Consider the following 16,423-nt stretch of genomic DNA (forward strand, 5'->3'; position numbering starts at 1 on the left):
TCTTTCAGACTTTACGACTTCAGGTAATGATTTGCGTAATGCTTTTTTTAATGTTAAACGCAGTAGCACAGGATAAAGCGCTGGTCAACACCTCAAACAGCCCTTATGCTAAGCTGCATAGCATTAATATGAGTGATGTAACCTGGACAAAAGGTTTTTGGGCCGACCGTTTTAAAGTGGCCACCGAAACCATGGTACCGAATATGTGGGCCATTTACTACGATCCGAAAATCAGCCATGCCTTTAAAAACTTCGAAATCGCCGCTGGCCTTGATACCGGTTCGCATGCCGGCCCTTCCTTTCACGATGGCGATTATTACAAAACACTGGAAGCGGTGGCGGTGCTGTATGCTTCTACCAAAAATCCAAAATTAGATGAGATGATGGACAAGGCGATTGTTGTAATTGGCAAATCGCAGCGCGAAGATGGCTACATTTATACCAAAGCGATGATTGAGCAGCGTAAAACCGGTGCCAATAACCAGTTTCAGGATCGCCTGAGTTTTGAGTCTTACAACATTGGTCATTTAATGACAGCAGGTTGCATCCATTACCGCGCTACGGGTAAAACCACCTTGCTTAATATCGCCAAAAAAGCCACCGATTATTTATACAGGTTCTATAAATCCGCTTCGCCTACTCTGGCCAGAAATGCCATTTGCCCTTCGCACTACATGGGTGTGGTAGAAATATACCGTACCACCAAAGATCCGCGCTACCTCGAACTGGCCAAACATTTAATTGCCATTAAAGGAAAAATAGAGGATGGAACTGATGATAACCAGGACCGTATTCCGTTTTTACAGCAAACGAAAGCCATGGGCCATGCCGTAAGGGCAAATTACCTGTATGCCGGCGTAGCCGATCTGTACGCAGAAACCGGAAAAGATTCGCTTTTAAACACCCTGAATATGATATGGGATGATGTAAACCAGCATAAAATGTACATTACCGGCGGTTGTGGTTCCATTTACGATGGTACATCGCCTGATGGCACTTCATACAATCCGGCCGAGGTACAGAAAATACACCAGGCTTTCGGCCGCGATTACCAGCTACCCAATTTCACCGCCCACAACGAAACCTGTGCCAATATCGGTAACGTATTGTGGAACTGGCGCATGTTACAAATTACTGGCGATGCCAGATATGCCGATGTGATGGAACTGGCGCTTCACAACAGTGTTTTATCGGGCATTAGCTTAGATGGAAAGAATTTCCTGTATACCAATCCGCTGGCACAATCTGATGATTTACCTTTCAAACAGCGTTGGTCTAAAGATCGGGTACCTTACATAACACTATCAAACTGTTGTCCGCCAAATGTGGTGCGCACCATTGCTGAAGTTAGTAATTACGCATACAGCATTTCAGATAAAGGATTGTGGTTCAATCTTTATGGAGGCAATAATTTAAGCACTACACTAACTAACGGTACTAAAATTGCTTTGAGCGAAGAAACCGACTATCCCTGGAGTGGCAACATCAAAATCGCAGTAAAAGAAAGTACCGACAAAGCCTATTCAATTTTTTTAAGGATCCCTGCCTGGACTCATGATCCGAAGATCAGCATCAATGGAGCAGTTGTACAGGTAAAAGCTGTTCCAGGCACTTATGCTGAAATTAGCCGCCTTTGGAAAAAGGGGGATGTGATTACACTCAACCTTCCTATGGAGGCTGTTTTAATTGAAGCCAATCCTTTGGTAGAAGAAAACCGCAATCAGGTAGCCATTAAACGAGGTCCGGTGGTATATTGCCTTGAATCTACCGACCTGCCGGGTAAGAGTATTTTCAACGCCTTTATACCTACCACAACCCAATTCGAGGCAAAGACCATGAATATTGAGGGCGCTAAAATAATGAGCCTGGAGGGTACCGCTAAAATTGTAGCACCCAATAACTGGAAAAATGTGCTTTACAAGCCAATTGAAGATAAAAACACCACAACCACACTTAAACTGATACCCTACTTTGCCTGGGGCAACAGGGGCCATTCAGAAATGTCGGTTTGGCTGCCCGTTAGTAGATAAACAGATGTGCGTCATTCGAGCGGAGTGTAACATAGTCGGGAACCCGAAGGCTCGGCGAAGCTAAATCTGCTTAGATAGATCCTCTCCATTTCGCCGCGCTACAGTCGAGATGATGATCTTTAAGATTCCAATTGCGTAGGAATAACGAAAGAAAAAAGAATACAACAATGAAATTAAAACTGATACTTTTCCTGATCCTTTGCTCCAGCATTGCATCGGCCACTGTAAAACCAGCTTCCATTTTTACCGATCACATGGTGCTGCAGCAGCAAAGCAAGGTAGCCATTTGGGGATGGGCTAAACCGGCAACCAAAGTTAAAGTGTTTACTTCCTGGAACAAAACCAGCTATACTGTAACTTCTGATGAAACCGGAAAGTGGAAAGTAAAGGTTACTACACCAGCTGCAGGCGGACCATACGAAATCGCGCTTAATGATGGAGAAAAACTCGTCCTGAAAGATATTCTCATTGGAGAGGTTTGGTTTTGCGGAGGCCAGTCGAATATGGAAATGCCTATGAAAGGATTCAAAGGTCAGCCTGTTATTGGATCTAATGAAGTTATCTTGAAATCTTCAAACCCCAACATCAGGTTATATACTGTTCCGCGTTCATCCATTACCGAAAGGCAGGACAACAGCAAATCTTCGTTGTGGAAACTTGCCGAACCCGAAGCCGTTTCTAATTTCAGTGCTACCGCTTATTATTTTGGATCGCTGCTGAGCGAAATGCTCCATGTACCCATTGGTTTAATCAACGACAGTTACGGTGGTTCGAGCATTGAAGCCTGGATGTCGCCCGAAGATTTAAAGCCCTTTACAGAAATTAAAATCCCCTCAAAAGGCGATTCTATTAAAGAAGTAAGCAGAACACCCACTACGTTATACAATGGCATGCTTTATCCGGTAATGGGTTATGGCATTAAAGGAGCCATCTGGTATCAGGGCGAATCAAATTATGAGCGACCACAACGCTACGAAGATTTGTTCCCGGCTATGGTTTCGGGCTGGCGACAACACTGGGATCATGGCGAATTTCCCTTCTACTACGCACAAATTGCGCCTTATAATTATTCACTCATTGCCAAGCCGGGCACCAATTACAATTCGGCATATCTACGCGATGCGCAGCGCAAATCGTTAAGCAAAATACAAAACAGTGGCATGGCGGTGTTAATGGATATCGGTGAAGAAAACTCCATCCATCCGGCCAATAAAAAACAGGGGGGAGAAAGGCTTGCCTACCTGGCCCTGGCCCAAACCTATGGTATCAAAGGCTTTGGGGCGTTTAGCCCGGTTTACGAATCGTTAAGTATCGAAAAAAACACTGCAACCCTTAGGTTTAAAAATATACCTAACGGGTTAACTTCTTTTGGTAAAACTTTATCTTTATTTGAAATTGCGGGCGCTGATCAGAAGTTTTATCCGGCTAAAGCCACTATAAAAGGCAGCAGTATCGTTGTTTCGGCTGAGGAGGTAAAAGTGCCTGTGGCCGTACGTTACGCGTTTAAGAATTTTGTAACCGGCGATTTATTCGGAAATGACGGCCTGCCGGTTTGCTCTTTCCGTACAGACAATTGGGAAAAATAGTAATGATATTAACCACAAAGACATCTGGTTTGTATAAAAAGTACTTAAATGTGCTAAACTTCCTTATATGGCCGGCATTTTTAAGCCATTCCTCAGGTGTTCTCAGCTTTTTAACCACAAAGACACAGAGGCTACAAAGTATTCTATTAATCAACTTAAATCTGCTTAATTGTCTTATATGGTTGATATTTTTAAATCATCAATCAGGTATGCTTAGGTGTATCAGGTGGTCAAATATTTTACGTTTGCAAGGCAAAACCTTTTTCTTTCTGCTCTTCGCGTATTTGTGGTTCACTTCAACCGTTGCCTTTTCGCAAGAGATAGCATCCGCGAATGTGGTATGGACTACCCAAAGCCATAATTCAGCCGAATCGATGCCTATTGGCGGTGGCGATATCGGTTTAAACCTCTGGGTAGAAAAAGGAGAGGTGTATCTGTACCTTTCCCGCAGCGGAACCTTTGATGAAAACAATACTTTACTTAAACTTGGTCGCATCAGGCTGCAGTTTAGTCCCAATCCGTTTGCCGGCCAAACCTTTAAGCAAGAACTCATCCTAAAAGATGGCTACGCCAGCATATCCGGGACCGATGGAAAAATTAAAAGCGAAATCAAGGTTTGGGTAGATGTTTTTAAACCAGTCATTCATATAGACATTCAATCGAATGCAAAAATGACTACTACCGCCAATTATGAGAGCTGGCGCTTTGAAGATCGCATTACCACAGGCAAAGAAAATAACCAGAATTCGTACAAATGGGCTCCTCAAGGCATTGTAAAAACACGGAAAGACAAAATTGCTTTTAAAGATGGTGGCGTACAATTTTATCATCAGAATCAGCCGCAAACTGTTTTTGATGTGACCGTAAAACAACAAGGTTTAACTGAATATCAAACCGCACTCTACAACCCTTTAAAAAATCTGATTTTTGGCGGAATGATGAAAGGGCAAAACATGGTAGTTACCGGTAATGAGGCCGGCACTTACCTCAGCACACCTTTTCAGGGCTGGAAATTGAAAAGCAAAACACCGGCTACAAGCGAACACCTCACCATTGCCCTGAATACAAGTACTACATCGGCTGTTACTACCTGGGAAAAGGAATTGAAAAGCACACTTCAACATGCGAAAAGCGATCAGCAGGCCAGCATCAGATGGTGGAACAATTACTGGAACAAAAGTTTTATTTACATCCAGGCAAAAGATGAGGCCGCTCATCAATCGGGCAGGAATTACCAGCTTTTCCGCTACATGCTGGGCTGTAATGCTTTTGGCAGATACCCTACTAAATTTAACGGCGGGCTATTTACTTTCGATCCGCAACTCATCGATAGCGCATTAAAATATACACCTGATTTCAGAAATTGGGGAGGAGGCACCCATACCGCGCAAAACCAGCGTCTGGTTTACTGGCCCATGCTTAAAACCGGCGATTTTGATATGATGAAGCCTCAATTTGATTTCTACCTGGATTTACTGAAGAATGCGGAGATCAGAACCGCGACTGCCTGGGGGCACAAAGGAGCGAGCTTTACCGAGCAATTGGAAAACTTCGGATTACCCAACCCTGCAGAATATGGCTGGAAACGTCCGGCTGATTTTAACAAAGGGATGGAATACAATGCGTGGCTCGAATACGAATGGGATACCGTTCTGGAGTTCTGCATGATGATCCTCGAAACAGAACGTTATGATCAGCGGAATATTGAAAAATATCTTCCTTTAATTGAAAGCTCACTGACGTTTTTCAAGGAGCATTATACCTATCTGGCCAAACAACGAGGCGCCAAAGCACTTGATGGGGAGGGGCACCTGGTTTTGTATCCGGGCTCCGGTGCCGAAACCTATAAAATGGCATACAATGCTACGTCTACCATCGCTGCATTAAAAACAGTATTACAAAGCTTGATTGAAAGTCCTTCATTACCCGAAAATAAGCGAATCGAATGGACAGCCATGCTCAAAACCATTCCGGAAGTCAGTTTCAGGGCTTTCCAGGGGCACACCACTATAGCACCGGCCAAACTCTGGGAACGAATCAATAACACCGAAAGTCCCCAACTCTATCCGGTATATCCATGGGGCATTTATGGCATAGGGAAACCAGGTTTGGATACTGCGGTCAATACCTTCCGATACGATACAGATGTGCTGAAATTCAGAAGTTATGTAGGCTGGAAGCAGGATAACATCTTTGCAGCGAGATTAGGTTTAACCGAAGAAGCATCCCTATTAACCACCCTTAAATTAAAAGATTCCGGAAGGCGTTTTCCGGCCTTCTGGGGACCAGGCTTCGATTGGACACCCGATCACAACTGGGGAGGCTCGGGTATGATTGGTTTACAGGAAATGCTCATGCAAAGCGATCGAAAAAAGATTTATCTTTTCCCGGCATGGCCGGCAGACTGGAATGTACATTTCAAACTTTATGCCCCATACCAAACTACCGTTGAAGGAAGGTTAAAAAACGGAAAATTAATCGATTTAAAAGTATTACCCGAATCGAGAAGACAGGATATTATAAATATGATCAACCACAGATAAAAAGAATAAATACAGATTTTAATAAAAAAAACCGTATTTATCCGTGAAATACGTTGGCAAAAAATAGAACAGAAAAAACAATTAGAATAAACCACAGATAAAAAGGATGAACACAGATATTAATAATACATAATCCGTGTTTATCCGTGCAATCCGCGGCAAGAAATAAAGCAGGAACTAAACAAATAAAATAACCCACAGCTAAAAAAGACAAACACAAATCTCTAAACTAAATCTGTGAAATCTGTGGCAGAAAAAATAAATATGGATTTACAACTAAAAGAAAAAGTAATCATCATTACCGGCGCGGCCAAAGGCATTGGCCGTAGTATCGCGGAAGTATTTGCCAAAGAAGACGCCATCGCCGTAATTGTAGGCAGAAAAGCAGCAGACAACCAGAAGGTGGTTGATGAAATTACCGCGCTAGGCAAAAAAGCCGATCAGTTTGTAGCCGAACTTTCCAAACCGCAAGATTGTGAAAAAGTAATTGCCCAGATTGTCGCTAAATTTGGCAGGATTGATGGCCTGGTAAACAATGCCGGTGTAAATGATGGGGTAGGCCTTGAGCGTGGCGATTATGAAAGTTTTATGGCTTCGCTCCACAAAAATGTAGTGCATTATTACCTGATGGCGCACCATGCTTTGCCTGAGCTGATCAAAAGCAAGGGGGCAATTGTAAATATCACGTCTAAAACAGCTGAAACCGGTCAGGGAAACACCTCAGCCTATGCGGCAGCCAATGGTGGCAGAAACGCGCTAACCCGCGAGTGGGCGGTAGAACTCTTAAAATATGGCATCAGGGTTAATGCAGTTGTGGTGGCAGAGTGCTGGACACCCGCCTACGAAACCTGGATCGAAACGCTAACTGATGCACAGGAAAAACTAAATGAAATTACCGCTAAAATTCCTTTAGAAAACAGAATGACTACTGCAGAAGAAATCGCCAATATGACGGCATTTCTGATGTCGGCCCGCTCAAGTCACACTACCGGGCAAATAATCCATGTAGATGGAGGCTATGTACATTTAGACCGGGCTTTGGCGAACGCTTAATCAGTTTTCAGTTGACAGTTATTAGTTGGCAGTTTATACCAATGCCGACAATTAACCAACACGAATGAAAACTGGAGAGTAAATAGATCGTCATTGCGAGGAGGAACGACAGCCAGTCCCGATTTCTCGGGAAAGCAATCTGTAATGCGAGCGATTCTTGCTAGAAGGATTGCTTCGTCGGTTGAAAAAGCCTTCTCGAAATGACGAATGTCTATCGTTATTTCTCTATTTTGGTAGGCTATATCCGACAACCTACTGAAAAAAAATCGTCCGCGTTTGTAACGCGGATGCATGAGGACAGCGATTTTATCACTGAAAAGTATAATCACAAAAAAAGCCGATAATTTGAATGTTATCGGCTTCCGTATTATTGGGGTTTATTTAGCTTAACCTTTATAAAACACCTCATTCCAATGCAATTCATTTCTGAACTGATTGATTTTCGTATCGGCCCCAATGTTAATGTATTCCAAACCGGCAATGTTGGCAAAATCTGACAAGTGCTCGGTAGCTAAATTCTGACTGTAAGCCGTGTGGTGTGCTCCACCAGCATAAATCCATGCTGCACAACCTGTTTTCATATCAGGCAGTGGTTTCCAAAGCACACGTGCAACAGGCAGGTTAGGCAAATCATTTTCTGCTTCAACGGCTTTAACTTCATTTACCAGTAAACGGAAACGGTTGCCCATATCAATTAACGAAGCATTCAGGGCATCGCCACCGCCTACGTTGAATACCAAACGTGCCGGATCAGCTTTACCGCCAATGCCCAGTGGATGTACTTCTAAACTGGCTTTTCCTGATGCCAGGCTGGCATCTACTTCCAGCATGTGCGAACCCAGCACCATGGCATTTGCCGGATCAAAATGATAAGTATAATCTTCCATAAAAGCATTTCCACCTGGTAAACCAGCGCCCATTACCTTACAGGCACGTACCAAAGCCGCAGTTTTCCAATCACCTTCACCGGCAAAACCGTAACCATCGGCCATCAAACGTTGTGCTGCAATACCCGGCAACTGAATCATCCCGTGTAAATCTTCAAAGGTATCTGAGAAACCCTTAAAGCCACCATCAACTAAAAACTTGCGTAATCCCAACTCAATTTTAGCCGCATCGTAAACCGATTGGTGTCTCGCACCACCAGCTTTCAGGTCATCAGCCATTTCATAGCTAGCTTCGTATTCTTTTAATAAAGCCTGAACAGCTTCCTCATCAATTCCATTAATTACGGCTACTAAATCACCTATACCGTAAGTGTTTACTGAAAAGCCAAATTTCATTTCCGCTTCAACCTTATCACCATCGGTAACCGCTACAAAGCGCATGTTATCGCCAAAGCGTACAAATTTAGCGCCCTGCCAATCGTTCCATCCGGCAGCAGCCCTGCACCAGGTATCAATCTGTTTTGCCACTTCTTCATCCTGCCAGTGGCCAACCACCACTTTACGGTCCTTACGCATACGCGAAACCATAAAACCAAATTCGCGGTCGCCGTGTGCACTTTGGTTCAGGTTCATAAAATCCATATCAATGGTATTCCATGGAATATCGCGATTGAACTGTGTATGCAGGTGTAACAAAGGTTTCTGCAATACATTCAAACCCCTGATCCACATTTTAGCAGGAGAGAACGTGTGCATCCAGGTAATAACGCCAATACAGTTTTCATCGATATTGGCCTGTTGTAAAGTTTCAAAAATCTCCTCGGTGGTTTTTACAATCGGCTTGTACACCACCGAAACCGAAATATTTTGGTTTTGGTTCAATGAATCAGCAACTTGCTGTGCATGTTCTGCTACTTGCTTTAAGGTTTCTTCGCCGTACAAATGTTGTGTACCGGTGATAAACCAAACCTGTAATTTTTTTAAATCAATCATTACTGCTTATGTTGTTTTTAATTTATTCAAATAAACCTATCAGGTTTTTAAAACCTGATAGGTTTAATATTTTCCGGTCGGTGAGACACCAACCGATAGTTCAAGACTTTGGACTCACTATTTTTGTCCGTAGTAGGCACCTGCACCATGTTTACGCTCATAATGCTTTTCGATTAACGAATCTTTTAACTTTGGCGCCTGCGGATTAATCTGTTGCGTTAACAAGGCCATTTGCGCTACGGCCTCCAGTACTGCACTATTGTAAACGGCTTTCTCTGCTGTTTTACCCCAGGTAAAAGGCGCATGGTTACCCACTAAAATCATTTCTACCTCTTTATGGCTTAAGCCCAGGCTTTGAAAGTGATTAATGATCTGGAACCCCGTTTCATATTCATAATTACCTTTAATCATGGCGTCATCCATCGGTGGCGCACACGGAATATCTACAGTTAAATGGTCAGCATGGGTGGTACCAAAAATCGGGATGGCTTTTTGCGCCTGCGCCCAGGCAGTGCCGTAGGTAGAGTGGGTATGTACTACGCCACCAATATCTTCCCAGTGCTTATACAAAACGGCGTGCGTTTGGGTATCCGAAGAGGGGCGGAGACTACCTTCAACTGTTTTCCCATCAAAATCTACAATCACCATTTTTTCCGGTGTTAAATCCTCATACGGCACACCACTGGGTTTAATTGCAAATACACCTTTTGAACGGTCTGCGGCACTTACATTACCGAAGGTAAAGAGTACCAATCCCAATTTCGGCAACTGCATATTGGCTTCGTAAGCCTGTTGCTTTATATCCTGATAGTTGCTCATGACAGATAAGGTTTAACATCTTTTTTGCTGTATTTATCCAAATAACGGCCAAGCCCTAAATATTGCTGATAATGCTGGCGGTAAAGCTTTTGCTTTTTCACATTTGGCTTATATTCTTTTTCAAAACCGGTACCCATGGCTTGCATGGCTTCCTCAATATTCGGGTAAATACCGGCTGCTACTGCGGCAAACATAGCTGCACCTAAAGCACAGGTATGCTCAAAGCGGTGAATCCGGATCGGCATTTCGAGCACATCAGACATCATCTGCATAATGTAAGCCGATTTTTTAGCCACACCACCAATGCCAATAATACCTTTTACAGGCACCCCTTGTTCTTTAAAACGATCTACAATGGCTTTGGCACCAAAACAGGTTGCGGCTGCCAGGGCGCGAAAAAACCGCGGTGCATCGGTACCTAAACCCAAACCGGTAATGGCACCTTTAAGCTCCTGATTCGCATCAGGCGTTCTTCTGCCATTTAACCAATCTACGGCCAGTTCTGCATAGTCATCATCGTCTAAAGCTTCTGCCTGCTTACTTAAGTTGGCAATAATCTTTGCTTCCAACTCATCTTTTAGCGCAGTTGCTGTAGCTTCATCAATTAACGTAGATTCAGTCAACAAGTGGTTGAGCGGCCAGCTGATTAAATTTTTAAACCAGGCGTATACATCGCCAAAAGCAGACTGACCTGCCTCTAAACCTGCCATACCCGGAATTACAGAACCATTTACCTGTCCACATATACCGTTTATCAGTTTTCCATCTAAATCCTGGTTAGGTGCTACTAAAATATCGCAGGTACTGGTACCCATTACCTTACTTAAATAATAAGGCTCAATCTGTCCGCCAACTGCGCCCATGTGTGCATCGAAAGCGCCAACACCAATTACCACATCGGTACTTAAGCCTAATTTATTTGCCCACTCTTCGCATAAGGTTCCGGCGGCAACATCAGAAGTATCGGTATCATTAAATAATTTATCTCTGAAACCAGCCAAAAGCGGATCCAGACTGCTAAAAAAATCTTCCGGTGGCAAACCGTTAAATTCTTCTGCCCATAAAGCTTTGTGTCCGGCAGCGCAACGACTTCTTTTCATGGTAGTCACATCCTTGCCGCCACAAAGTAAAAACGGAATCCAGTCACAATGCTCCACCCAGGATTGCGCACTGTTCCGAATAGACTGATCTACCCTTAAGGTACGCAAGAGTTTGGCCCAGAACCATTCAGACGAATAAATTCCGCCCACGTACTTCAAATAGTTGGTTTCGAACCGGGTAGCATGCTCATTAATTTCTGCAGCTTCTTTAACCGCTGTATGGTCTTTCCAAAGCACAAACATGGCATTTGGATTCTCTTCAAAACCAGGTGTTAAAGCCAGGGGAGTACCTGCTGCATCAACAGCAACGGGACTTGAACCTGTCGTATCAATCGAAATACCCCTTACTAAAGAAGCAGTTTCTGCACCACCGGCTTTGGTTAAACAATCTTTTATGGTATGCTCTAAACCTTCAATATAATCTAAGGGATGCTGGCGGAACTGGTTAACAGCCGGTTTACAGTATAAACCTTTTTGCCATCTGGGATAAAGAAAAACAGAGGCCGAAATTTCTTTTCCATTTGCGGTATCGACTAGAACAGATCGGACAGAATCAGTCCCATAATCTACTCCAATTACATAGTTTGCTTTGCTCATAACAATAAATAAGTGTCTAATTAACGTTTATTTATTTGAATTAAAAAATTTTATTGATTTTTAATTCAAAAACATCGATTCCGAACAATATGGAGCACTTTTGTTTGCTAATTTCATTTCGTTTAGCAGAGGTATTTCCTGGTTATTTTAACCGACAGGAACCTGCCATACCACTGAAAGGTAAACGCAGGTCCATCAGCAAACAATTTTATCTCGCAGTATAACATCAAAAGGCAGCAACCAAATCAACCGTTGAAGCTTAAACATCAGATACGATATTCGCTTTCAATGCGGAAACCACCTGATTTAACACCACATTGATGTTATTAAGTAAATAGTCAAGTCTTTGTGATTTACCATATTCCGGTGCAAAATTCTCTATTTCGATCAACTCGTCCTTTATGGATGATATACCCATGTCAGCTACAGACGGTTTAATCCGATGTACAAGCTTTGAAATTTTCGAAAAATCATTGTGATCGTATGCATCATTTATCTCTTTTAACGTAAGCGGTATATGCCTGATGAAAAAACCGACCAAATTATTGATGAATTTGGTATTACCTCTCGCTATGGCCTCAATTTTTGATAAATTATAAAGTGGTGTATCAGTTACGTTATCAGGTGCTTTTTTAACTAAGTGAAATTTACCCAGCCATTTCGAAGCAATTTCTAGGAGCTGTTCTTCTTCAAATGGTTTTGACAAATAATCGTCCATGCCATTGTCTAAGCATTTTTGATTATCTCCTTTTAGTGCGAAAGCCGTTAGTGCTATAATCGGTACATCTATTAGTTTTTCCCTAACCAATCTGGTTGCTTCCAGCCCATCCATTTCGGGCATTTGTACATCCATCAAGATCAGATCAAATTTATTCTTTTCAATTAAAAGAAGCGCTTCGTGTCCGTTAGCTGCCTCGGTAACAACAGCACCAAAATTACCTAATATTGCTGAAGCCAGAAGCCGGTTGGTTTCATTGTCATCGGTAATCAAAATCTGCTTACCATTCAGTAATGTCGTATCTACTTCAATATTTCCTTTCTCTTTAAGGTCCTGTTCGTTACCCTTTGGTATCCTAAGGTTGAAGGATACCGTAGTTCCTTTGTTTTTTTCGCTGTTTACCTTAATTTCTCCACCCATCAGTTCAATGAGTTCTTTAGATATGCTCATGCCCAGTCCTGTTCCTCCGTATTTTCTGGTAATAGAGTTATCTTCCTGTGAAAATTTAGCGAACAGGTGGTTAACAAATGTCTGCTCCATTCCAACGCCACTGTCAATCACGCTTATCTCAATAAGCTGTTCCGATTCGTGATCCTGTAAAACGCTGCAGTAAATATCTACTTTTCCTTTAGGGGTAAACTTAATTGCATTGCTGACTAAATTGAGCATAATCTGTGAAAGGCGGTAAGGATCGCCAATTAATACCCTTGAAAGTCGCTGATCGTAAAATGAGTTGGTAAACGTAAGTCCCTTTTCTTCGGCCCGGTGCTGCATCACCTGCATAACATGGCTAATAACCTTTTTAGGTTCAAATCCAATTTTTTCAATACCCAGCTTGCCAGACTCTATTTTACTTAGGTCAAGAATATCATTGATAATCACAAGCAGATTATCGGCAGAGGAGCGGATTGTATTGAGAAAAAATTGCTGATGATGATCTAATTTTGTTTTACTAAGCTGATTGGCCATCCCGGAAATGGCATTCATTGGCGTTCGTATTTCATGGCTCATATTGGCCAGAAATGCTTCTTTTGATTTCGTTGATTCCTCGGCAGCCTCTTTAGCTTTGATAAGCTCATGCTCCAGCTTTTTCTGCTCAGTGATATCTAAGTGTATCCCGACAGAGCCGATATGTTCCCCTTTATCATTGAGCCTTGGCGCTCCGCTTATAAGCCACCATCTTAATTCGCCGGCTCTAGTCCGAACTTTCACTTCATAGGCATCCGATATTCCATGTTTTCGGAGACTTGTTTTTGACGCTACGGTCTCCTTACTTTCGTCAAGGTCTATTATATCTGTGTCTTTCGCTCCGGCAAGTTCTTCCTGGTCAAAGCCGATCATTTTACAAAAGGTTTGATTTGCAAATTGAATATATCCGTCATTATCAACCTCCAGTAAGCCCAGGTTCATATTGGTAATGATGTTTCGGTACTTTTCTTCTTTGTTGATCAGGGCCTGCTCAGAAAGTTTACGTTCAGTGATGTCAGAATGGGTACCAATAATTCTCTCCGGCAACCCATCTGTTGTTCTGTTCACAATCATTCCCCTGTCAAGTACCCATATGTAGTTACCATTTTTATGCAATATCCGGTACTCCCGCTGATGTGAGTTTATTTCACCTGAAAAATAGGCTTCATCTGTCTCCAAAATTTTAGGAAGGTCATCGGGATGTATCCGGCTTAACCACTCATCAGGGTCATTAGCAAAATCTTCATCCCCATAGCCGAGCATGCTTTTGTATTTTTTAGAAAAAAAGGCTTTTTTGTTTTGGAAATTGTATTCCCAAACACCATCCCCGGCGCCTTCCAAAGCAAATTGCCATAGCTCCTTACTTGCCCTTAGCTCTTCTTCATTTTTCTTTCTGTCAGAAATATCCCTGATAAAGGCACAGAAAAAATTTGTGCTGCCCTGGCTTACGGGAATGATAGACAATTCAACTGAAAATTCCGCTCCGTTTTTATTCATCGCAGGCATTTCAATCATTTTATTTAAAATTGTACCGGCACTATTTTGATGGTATCTTTCCATACCCGCTTTATGTCCGGCTTTGTGGTAGGATGGAATAATGTTATCTGTTAAATGCTTTCCGATCACTTCAGCTTCCTTCCAGCCAAATATTTTCTCTGCCTGAGGATTCCAGAAAGTAATTAATCCCTCGCTGTCGATGGTAATAATGGCATCCAAAGCCGAATTCATTATCAGGCGATTTTTTAATTCGCTCTGCTCAAGCGCTTCCATCGCTTTTTTCTTTTCGGTAATATCAGTATAATTCCAAAGGTGTCCCTTGTATACATCGTCGATAAAAATTGGAATGTACTCGCGTTTTAATATCCTTCCATCGGCCAGCGTTAGGTTTGTACTTTCGAAAGCTCTGTTTTTCAGTATTTGTCCAATACCGGCAACAAACTCATCAGGATTGTTAAACAGGTATTTTGATTGCTCTGCGCTGTCACTGCAGCTGGTACCAATAAGTGCATCCGGTGGATAGGGTATCTGAAACAGATCGCAAAAAAGCTGATTCGTAAAAACGATGTTTCTATGCTCATCTTCCAACAAAATCCCGCTGTGCGAGTTTTCCACCAAAGAAGTAAATACCTTTTCTGCACTTTTCCTTAACGTAACCTGTTTATTCAGGTATTCTGCAATGGCAAGAAAATCATCAGGATTTTCGCCCTGATAATTCCGACCCATTTCACCCAAAATGTTTTTCAAGGTTTCAATTGATTTCCTTTTTACCGATACTTCATGGCTCAGTTTTTTATTTACAGATATATACTCTTCTTCACTAATTGAAAAAGCCCTTTCAACCAATAATTTATCTCTTAGCAACGCTTCATAGGAATCGCTGATTACGCTCAAAAATTTTTTAATAGCCGGATTCTCCACCAGGTCGGCAGATAAATATTTGCTAATCTGCTTATTGAGTAACTTATGGTAATTCATAGAATGAAGTAATAGTCATCGTTTGATTGTGTAGCTGGCAGGTTCCACTATTATTAAACGGGGAAATCTCACCATACGAATAAAAACCCGCGATGGTAGTTTCTTTAGAAAACACTTCAGCAACTGCTTCAACTTCTTCCTCGGTTCTGGGGCCAAGTATCAATTTACGCCCAACGCAACTGATAAGCAAAGCAAAATCCGGCTTTTGATTATGTTTCAGGCTATTTGTGGCTGCATGGCTCGAAGCTTCGATCAAATTATCGAAATTTGCTTTCATCAATCTTACCTGTGAGCCCTCTGGTATGTCTCCTGCAAAAGTCATCGTTTTTTTATCTTCATCAATCGATAGAATGGTACGTACAACTGGCTCTGAAAAACCCGGAATTGAAATAGCTAACGGAAACAACAACGCAGAGGCCGGGAGGTTATCCACATCAGGTCCCAAATATTTTTTATACAAATCCAGGGCACTTTCGCCATTAATTTCGTACAATACATTTGCCTGCGATCGGGTTACCGTTCGCTCCAAACCGAACATGTCCCAACCACCCTGCGAGCCATGGGTAACCAGCAGCCCGCTCCCATAAAAACCAATGGCAATGATGTTTCCTTCACCTGGGGTTTGATTGAGTCCCACTAAAGTGGATTTGAAATTCGCATCATCACCAGCCAAACCACCGGTTACCAAAATCTTTCCCGCGGCAACGTTTAGTCCTTTAATCAGCTCACTTCCATTTACCATATTTCCATCGGCAAATGTTAGTATATAGCTTAATTCCTCTTTCGGCAATTTCTCAATTAACCCGATCGCCGCGGCGTAACTATTTTCATATTCGCTTATATTGGCCAGCGAAGTTTTTATCGTGGTTGAATCAAAAGCTAAAGCAATAGCAATAAGCGCATTATCGCATACTGTTTGCTGGTAAATTTCGCCTGCACTACTGCATAACGCAATATCTGCATTTGTAAAAAGTGATTTTAACTGCAGGTATACATCAATGGTCTGCAATAAATGCTTGCCACCAAAACACAATATCAATTGAAACTGATCAGCAGCTATGTTTTCCTCACCGTTCTCAGCAATCCATTGGCCTGCCGTATAATTAAAGAGCTTAGCATTCATGATTTATTTTTTAAACATAACACCTGGACAA

9 protein-coding genes are annotated in these 16,423 nt (G+C 42.3%); 4 read left to right on the forward strand and 5 right to left on the reverse strand.

From position 1 onward, the window contains the following. Positions 1-50: 50 nt before the first annotated feature. From ACIQXP_RS17825 to ACIQXP_RS17840, 4 genes are all read left to right on the forward strand, one after another. A complete protein-coding gene (locus ACIQXP_RS17825) occupies positions 51-2,030 on the forward strand; it encodes an aceric acid hydrolase (RefSeq protein ID WP_387506453.1) in 1,980 nt (659 codons plus the stop codon). Positions 2,031-2,197: 167 nt separating this feature from the next. Beyond that, positions 2,198-3,616, forward strand: a complete 1,419-nt coding sequence (locus ACIQXP_RS17830) for a sialate O-acetylesterase (RefSeq protein ID WP_387506455.1) — start codon at positions 2,198-2,200, stop codon at positions 3,614-3,616. A gap of 209 nt (positions 3,617-3,825) precedes the next feature. Beyond that, positions 3,826-6,159: a DUF5703 domain-containing protein gene (locus ACIQXP_RS17835; protein ID WP_387506457.1), complete on the forward strand. Its 2,334-nt coding sequence runs from the start codon at positions 3,826-3,828 to the stop codon at positions 6,157-6,159. 264 nt (positions 6,160-6,423) lie between these two features. Continuing rightward, positions 6,424-7,212 carry an L-fucose dehydrogenase gene (locus tag ACIQXP_RS17840; RefSeq protein WP_387506459.1) on the forward strand — a complete coding sequence of 263 codons (789 nt, stop codon included), beginning with the start codon at positions 6,424-6,426 and terminating at the stop codon, positions 7,210-7,212. Positions 7,213-7,598: 386 nt separating this feature from the next. On the opposite strand, the gene araA is transcribed toward ACIQXP_RS17840, so the two are convergent. The 5 genes from araA to ACIQXP_RS17865 form a co-directional block, all read right to left on the reverse strand. Beyond that, entirely contained in the window at positions 7,599-9,092 is a 1,494-nt protein-coding gene (araA, locus tag ACIQXP_RS17845) for an L-arabinose isomerase (RefSeq protein WP_387506462.1), read from the reverse strand. A gap of 117 nt (positions 9,093-9,209) precedes the next feature. After that, positions 9,210-9,911, reverse strand: coding sequence for an L-ribulose-5-phosphate 4-epimerase (locus ACIQXP_RS17850; protein ID WP_387506465.1), 702 nt, complete (start codon positions 9,909-9,911; stop codon positions 9,210-9,212). Next, a complete protein-coding gene (locus ACIQXP_RS17855) occupies positions 9,908-11,608 on the reverse strand; it encodes a ribulokinase (RefSeq protein ID WP_387506468.1) in 1,701 nt (566 codons plus the stop codon). Before ACIQXP_RS17855 ends, ACIQXP_RS17850 begins: the two co-directional genes overlap by 4 nt. Positions 11,609-11,867: 259 nt before the next feature. Next, positions 11,868-15,269, reverse strand: coding sequence for a PAS domain-containing hybrid sensor histidine kinase/response regulator (locus ACIQXP_RS17860; RefSeq protein ID WP_387506471.1), 3,402 nt, complete (start codon positions 15,267-15,269; stop codon positions 11,868-11,870). Beyond that, the gene (locus tag ACIQXP_RS17865; protein WP_387506474.1) at positions 15,256-16,392 is read right to left on the reverse strand and encodes an FIST signal transduction protein; all 1,137 of its coding nucleotides are present in this window, start codon (positions 16,390-16,392) and stop codon (positions 15,256-15,258) included. Before ACIQXP_RS17865 ends, ACIQXP_RS17860 begins: the two co-directional genes overlap by 14 nt. Positions 16,393-16,423 lie beyond the last annotated feature (31 nt).

It is taken from the genome of Pedobacter suwonensis, assembly GCF_044762335.1.
GTDB lineage: Bacteria > Bacteroidota > Bacteroidia > Sphingobacteriales > Sphingobacteriaceae > Pedobacter.

Excerpts from the sequence above, each read along its gene's own strand:
- ACIQXP_RS17860 (WP_387506471.1), bottom strand. The coding sequence starts at position 15,269 with ATGAATTACCATAAGTTACTCAATAAGCAGATTAGCAAATATTTATCT.
- ACIQXP_RS17835 (WP_387506457.1), top strand. The coding sequence starts at position 3,826 with ATGCTTAGGTGTATCAGGTGGTCAAATATTTTACGTTTGCAAGGCAAA.
- ACIQXP_RS17825 (WP_387506453.1), top strand. The coding sequence starts at position 51 with ATGTTAAACGCAGTAGCACAGGATAAAGCGCTGGTCAACACCTCAAAC.
- ACIQXP_RS17865 (WP_387506474.1), bottom strand. The coding sequence starts at position 16,392 with ATGAATGCTAAGCTCTTTAATTATACGGCAGGCCAATGGATTGCTGAG.
- ACIQXP_RS17840 (WP_387506459.1), top strand. The coding sequence starts at position 6,424 with ATGGATTTACAACTAAAAGAAAAAGTAATCATCATTACCGGCGCGGCC.
- ACIQXP_RS17855 (WP_387506468.1), bottom strand. The coding sequence starts at position 11,608 with ATGAGCAAAGCAAACTATGTAATTGGAGTAGATTATGGGACTGATTCT.
- ACIQXP_RS17850 (WP_387506465.1), bottom strand. The coding sequence starts at position 9,911 with ATGAGCAACTATCAGGATATAAAGCAACAGGCTTACGAAGCCAATATG.
- ACIQXP_RS17830 (WP_387506455.1), top strand. The coding sequence starts at position 2,198 with ATGAAATTAAAACTGATACTTTTCCTGATCCTTTGCTCCAGCATTGCA.
- araA (WP_387506462.1), bottom strand. The coding sequence starts at position 9,092 with ATGATTGATTTAAAAAAATTACAGGTTTGGTTTATCACCGGTACACAA.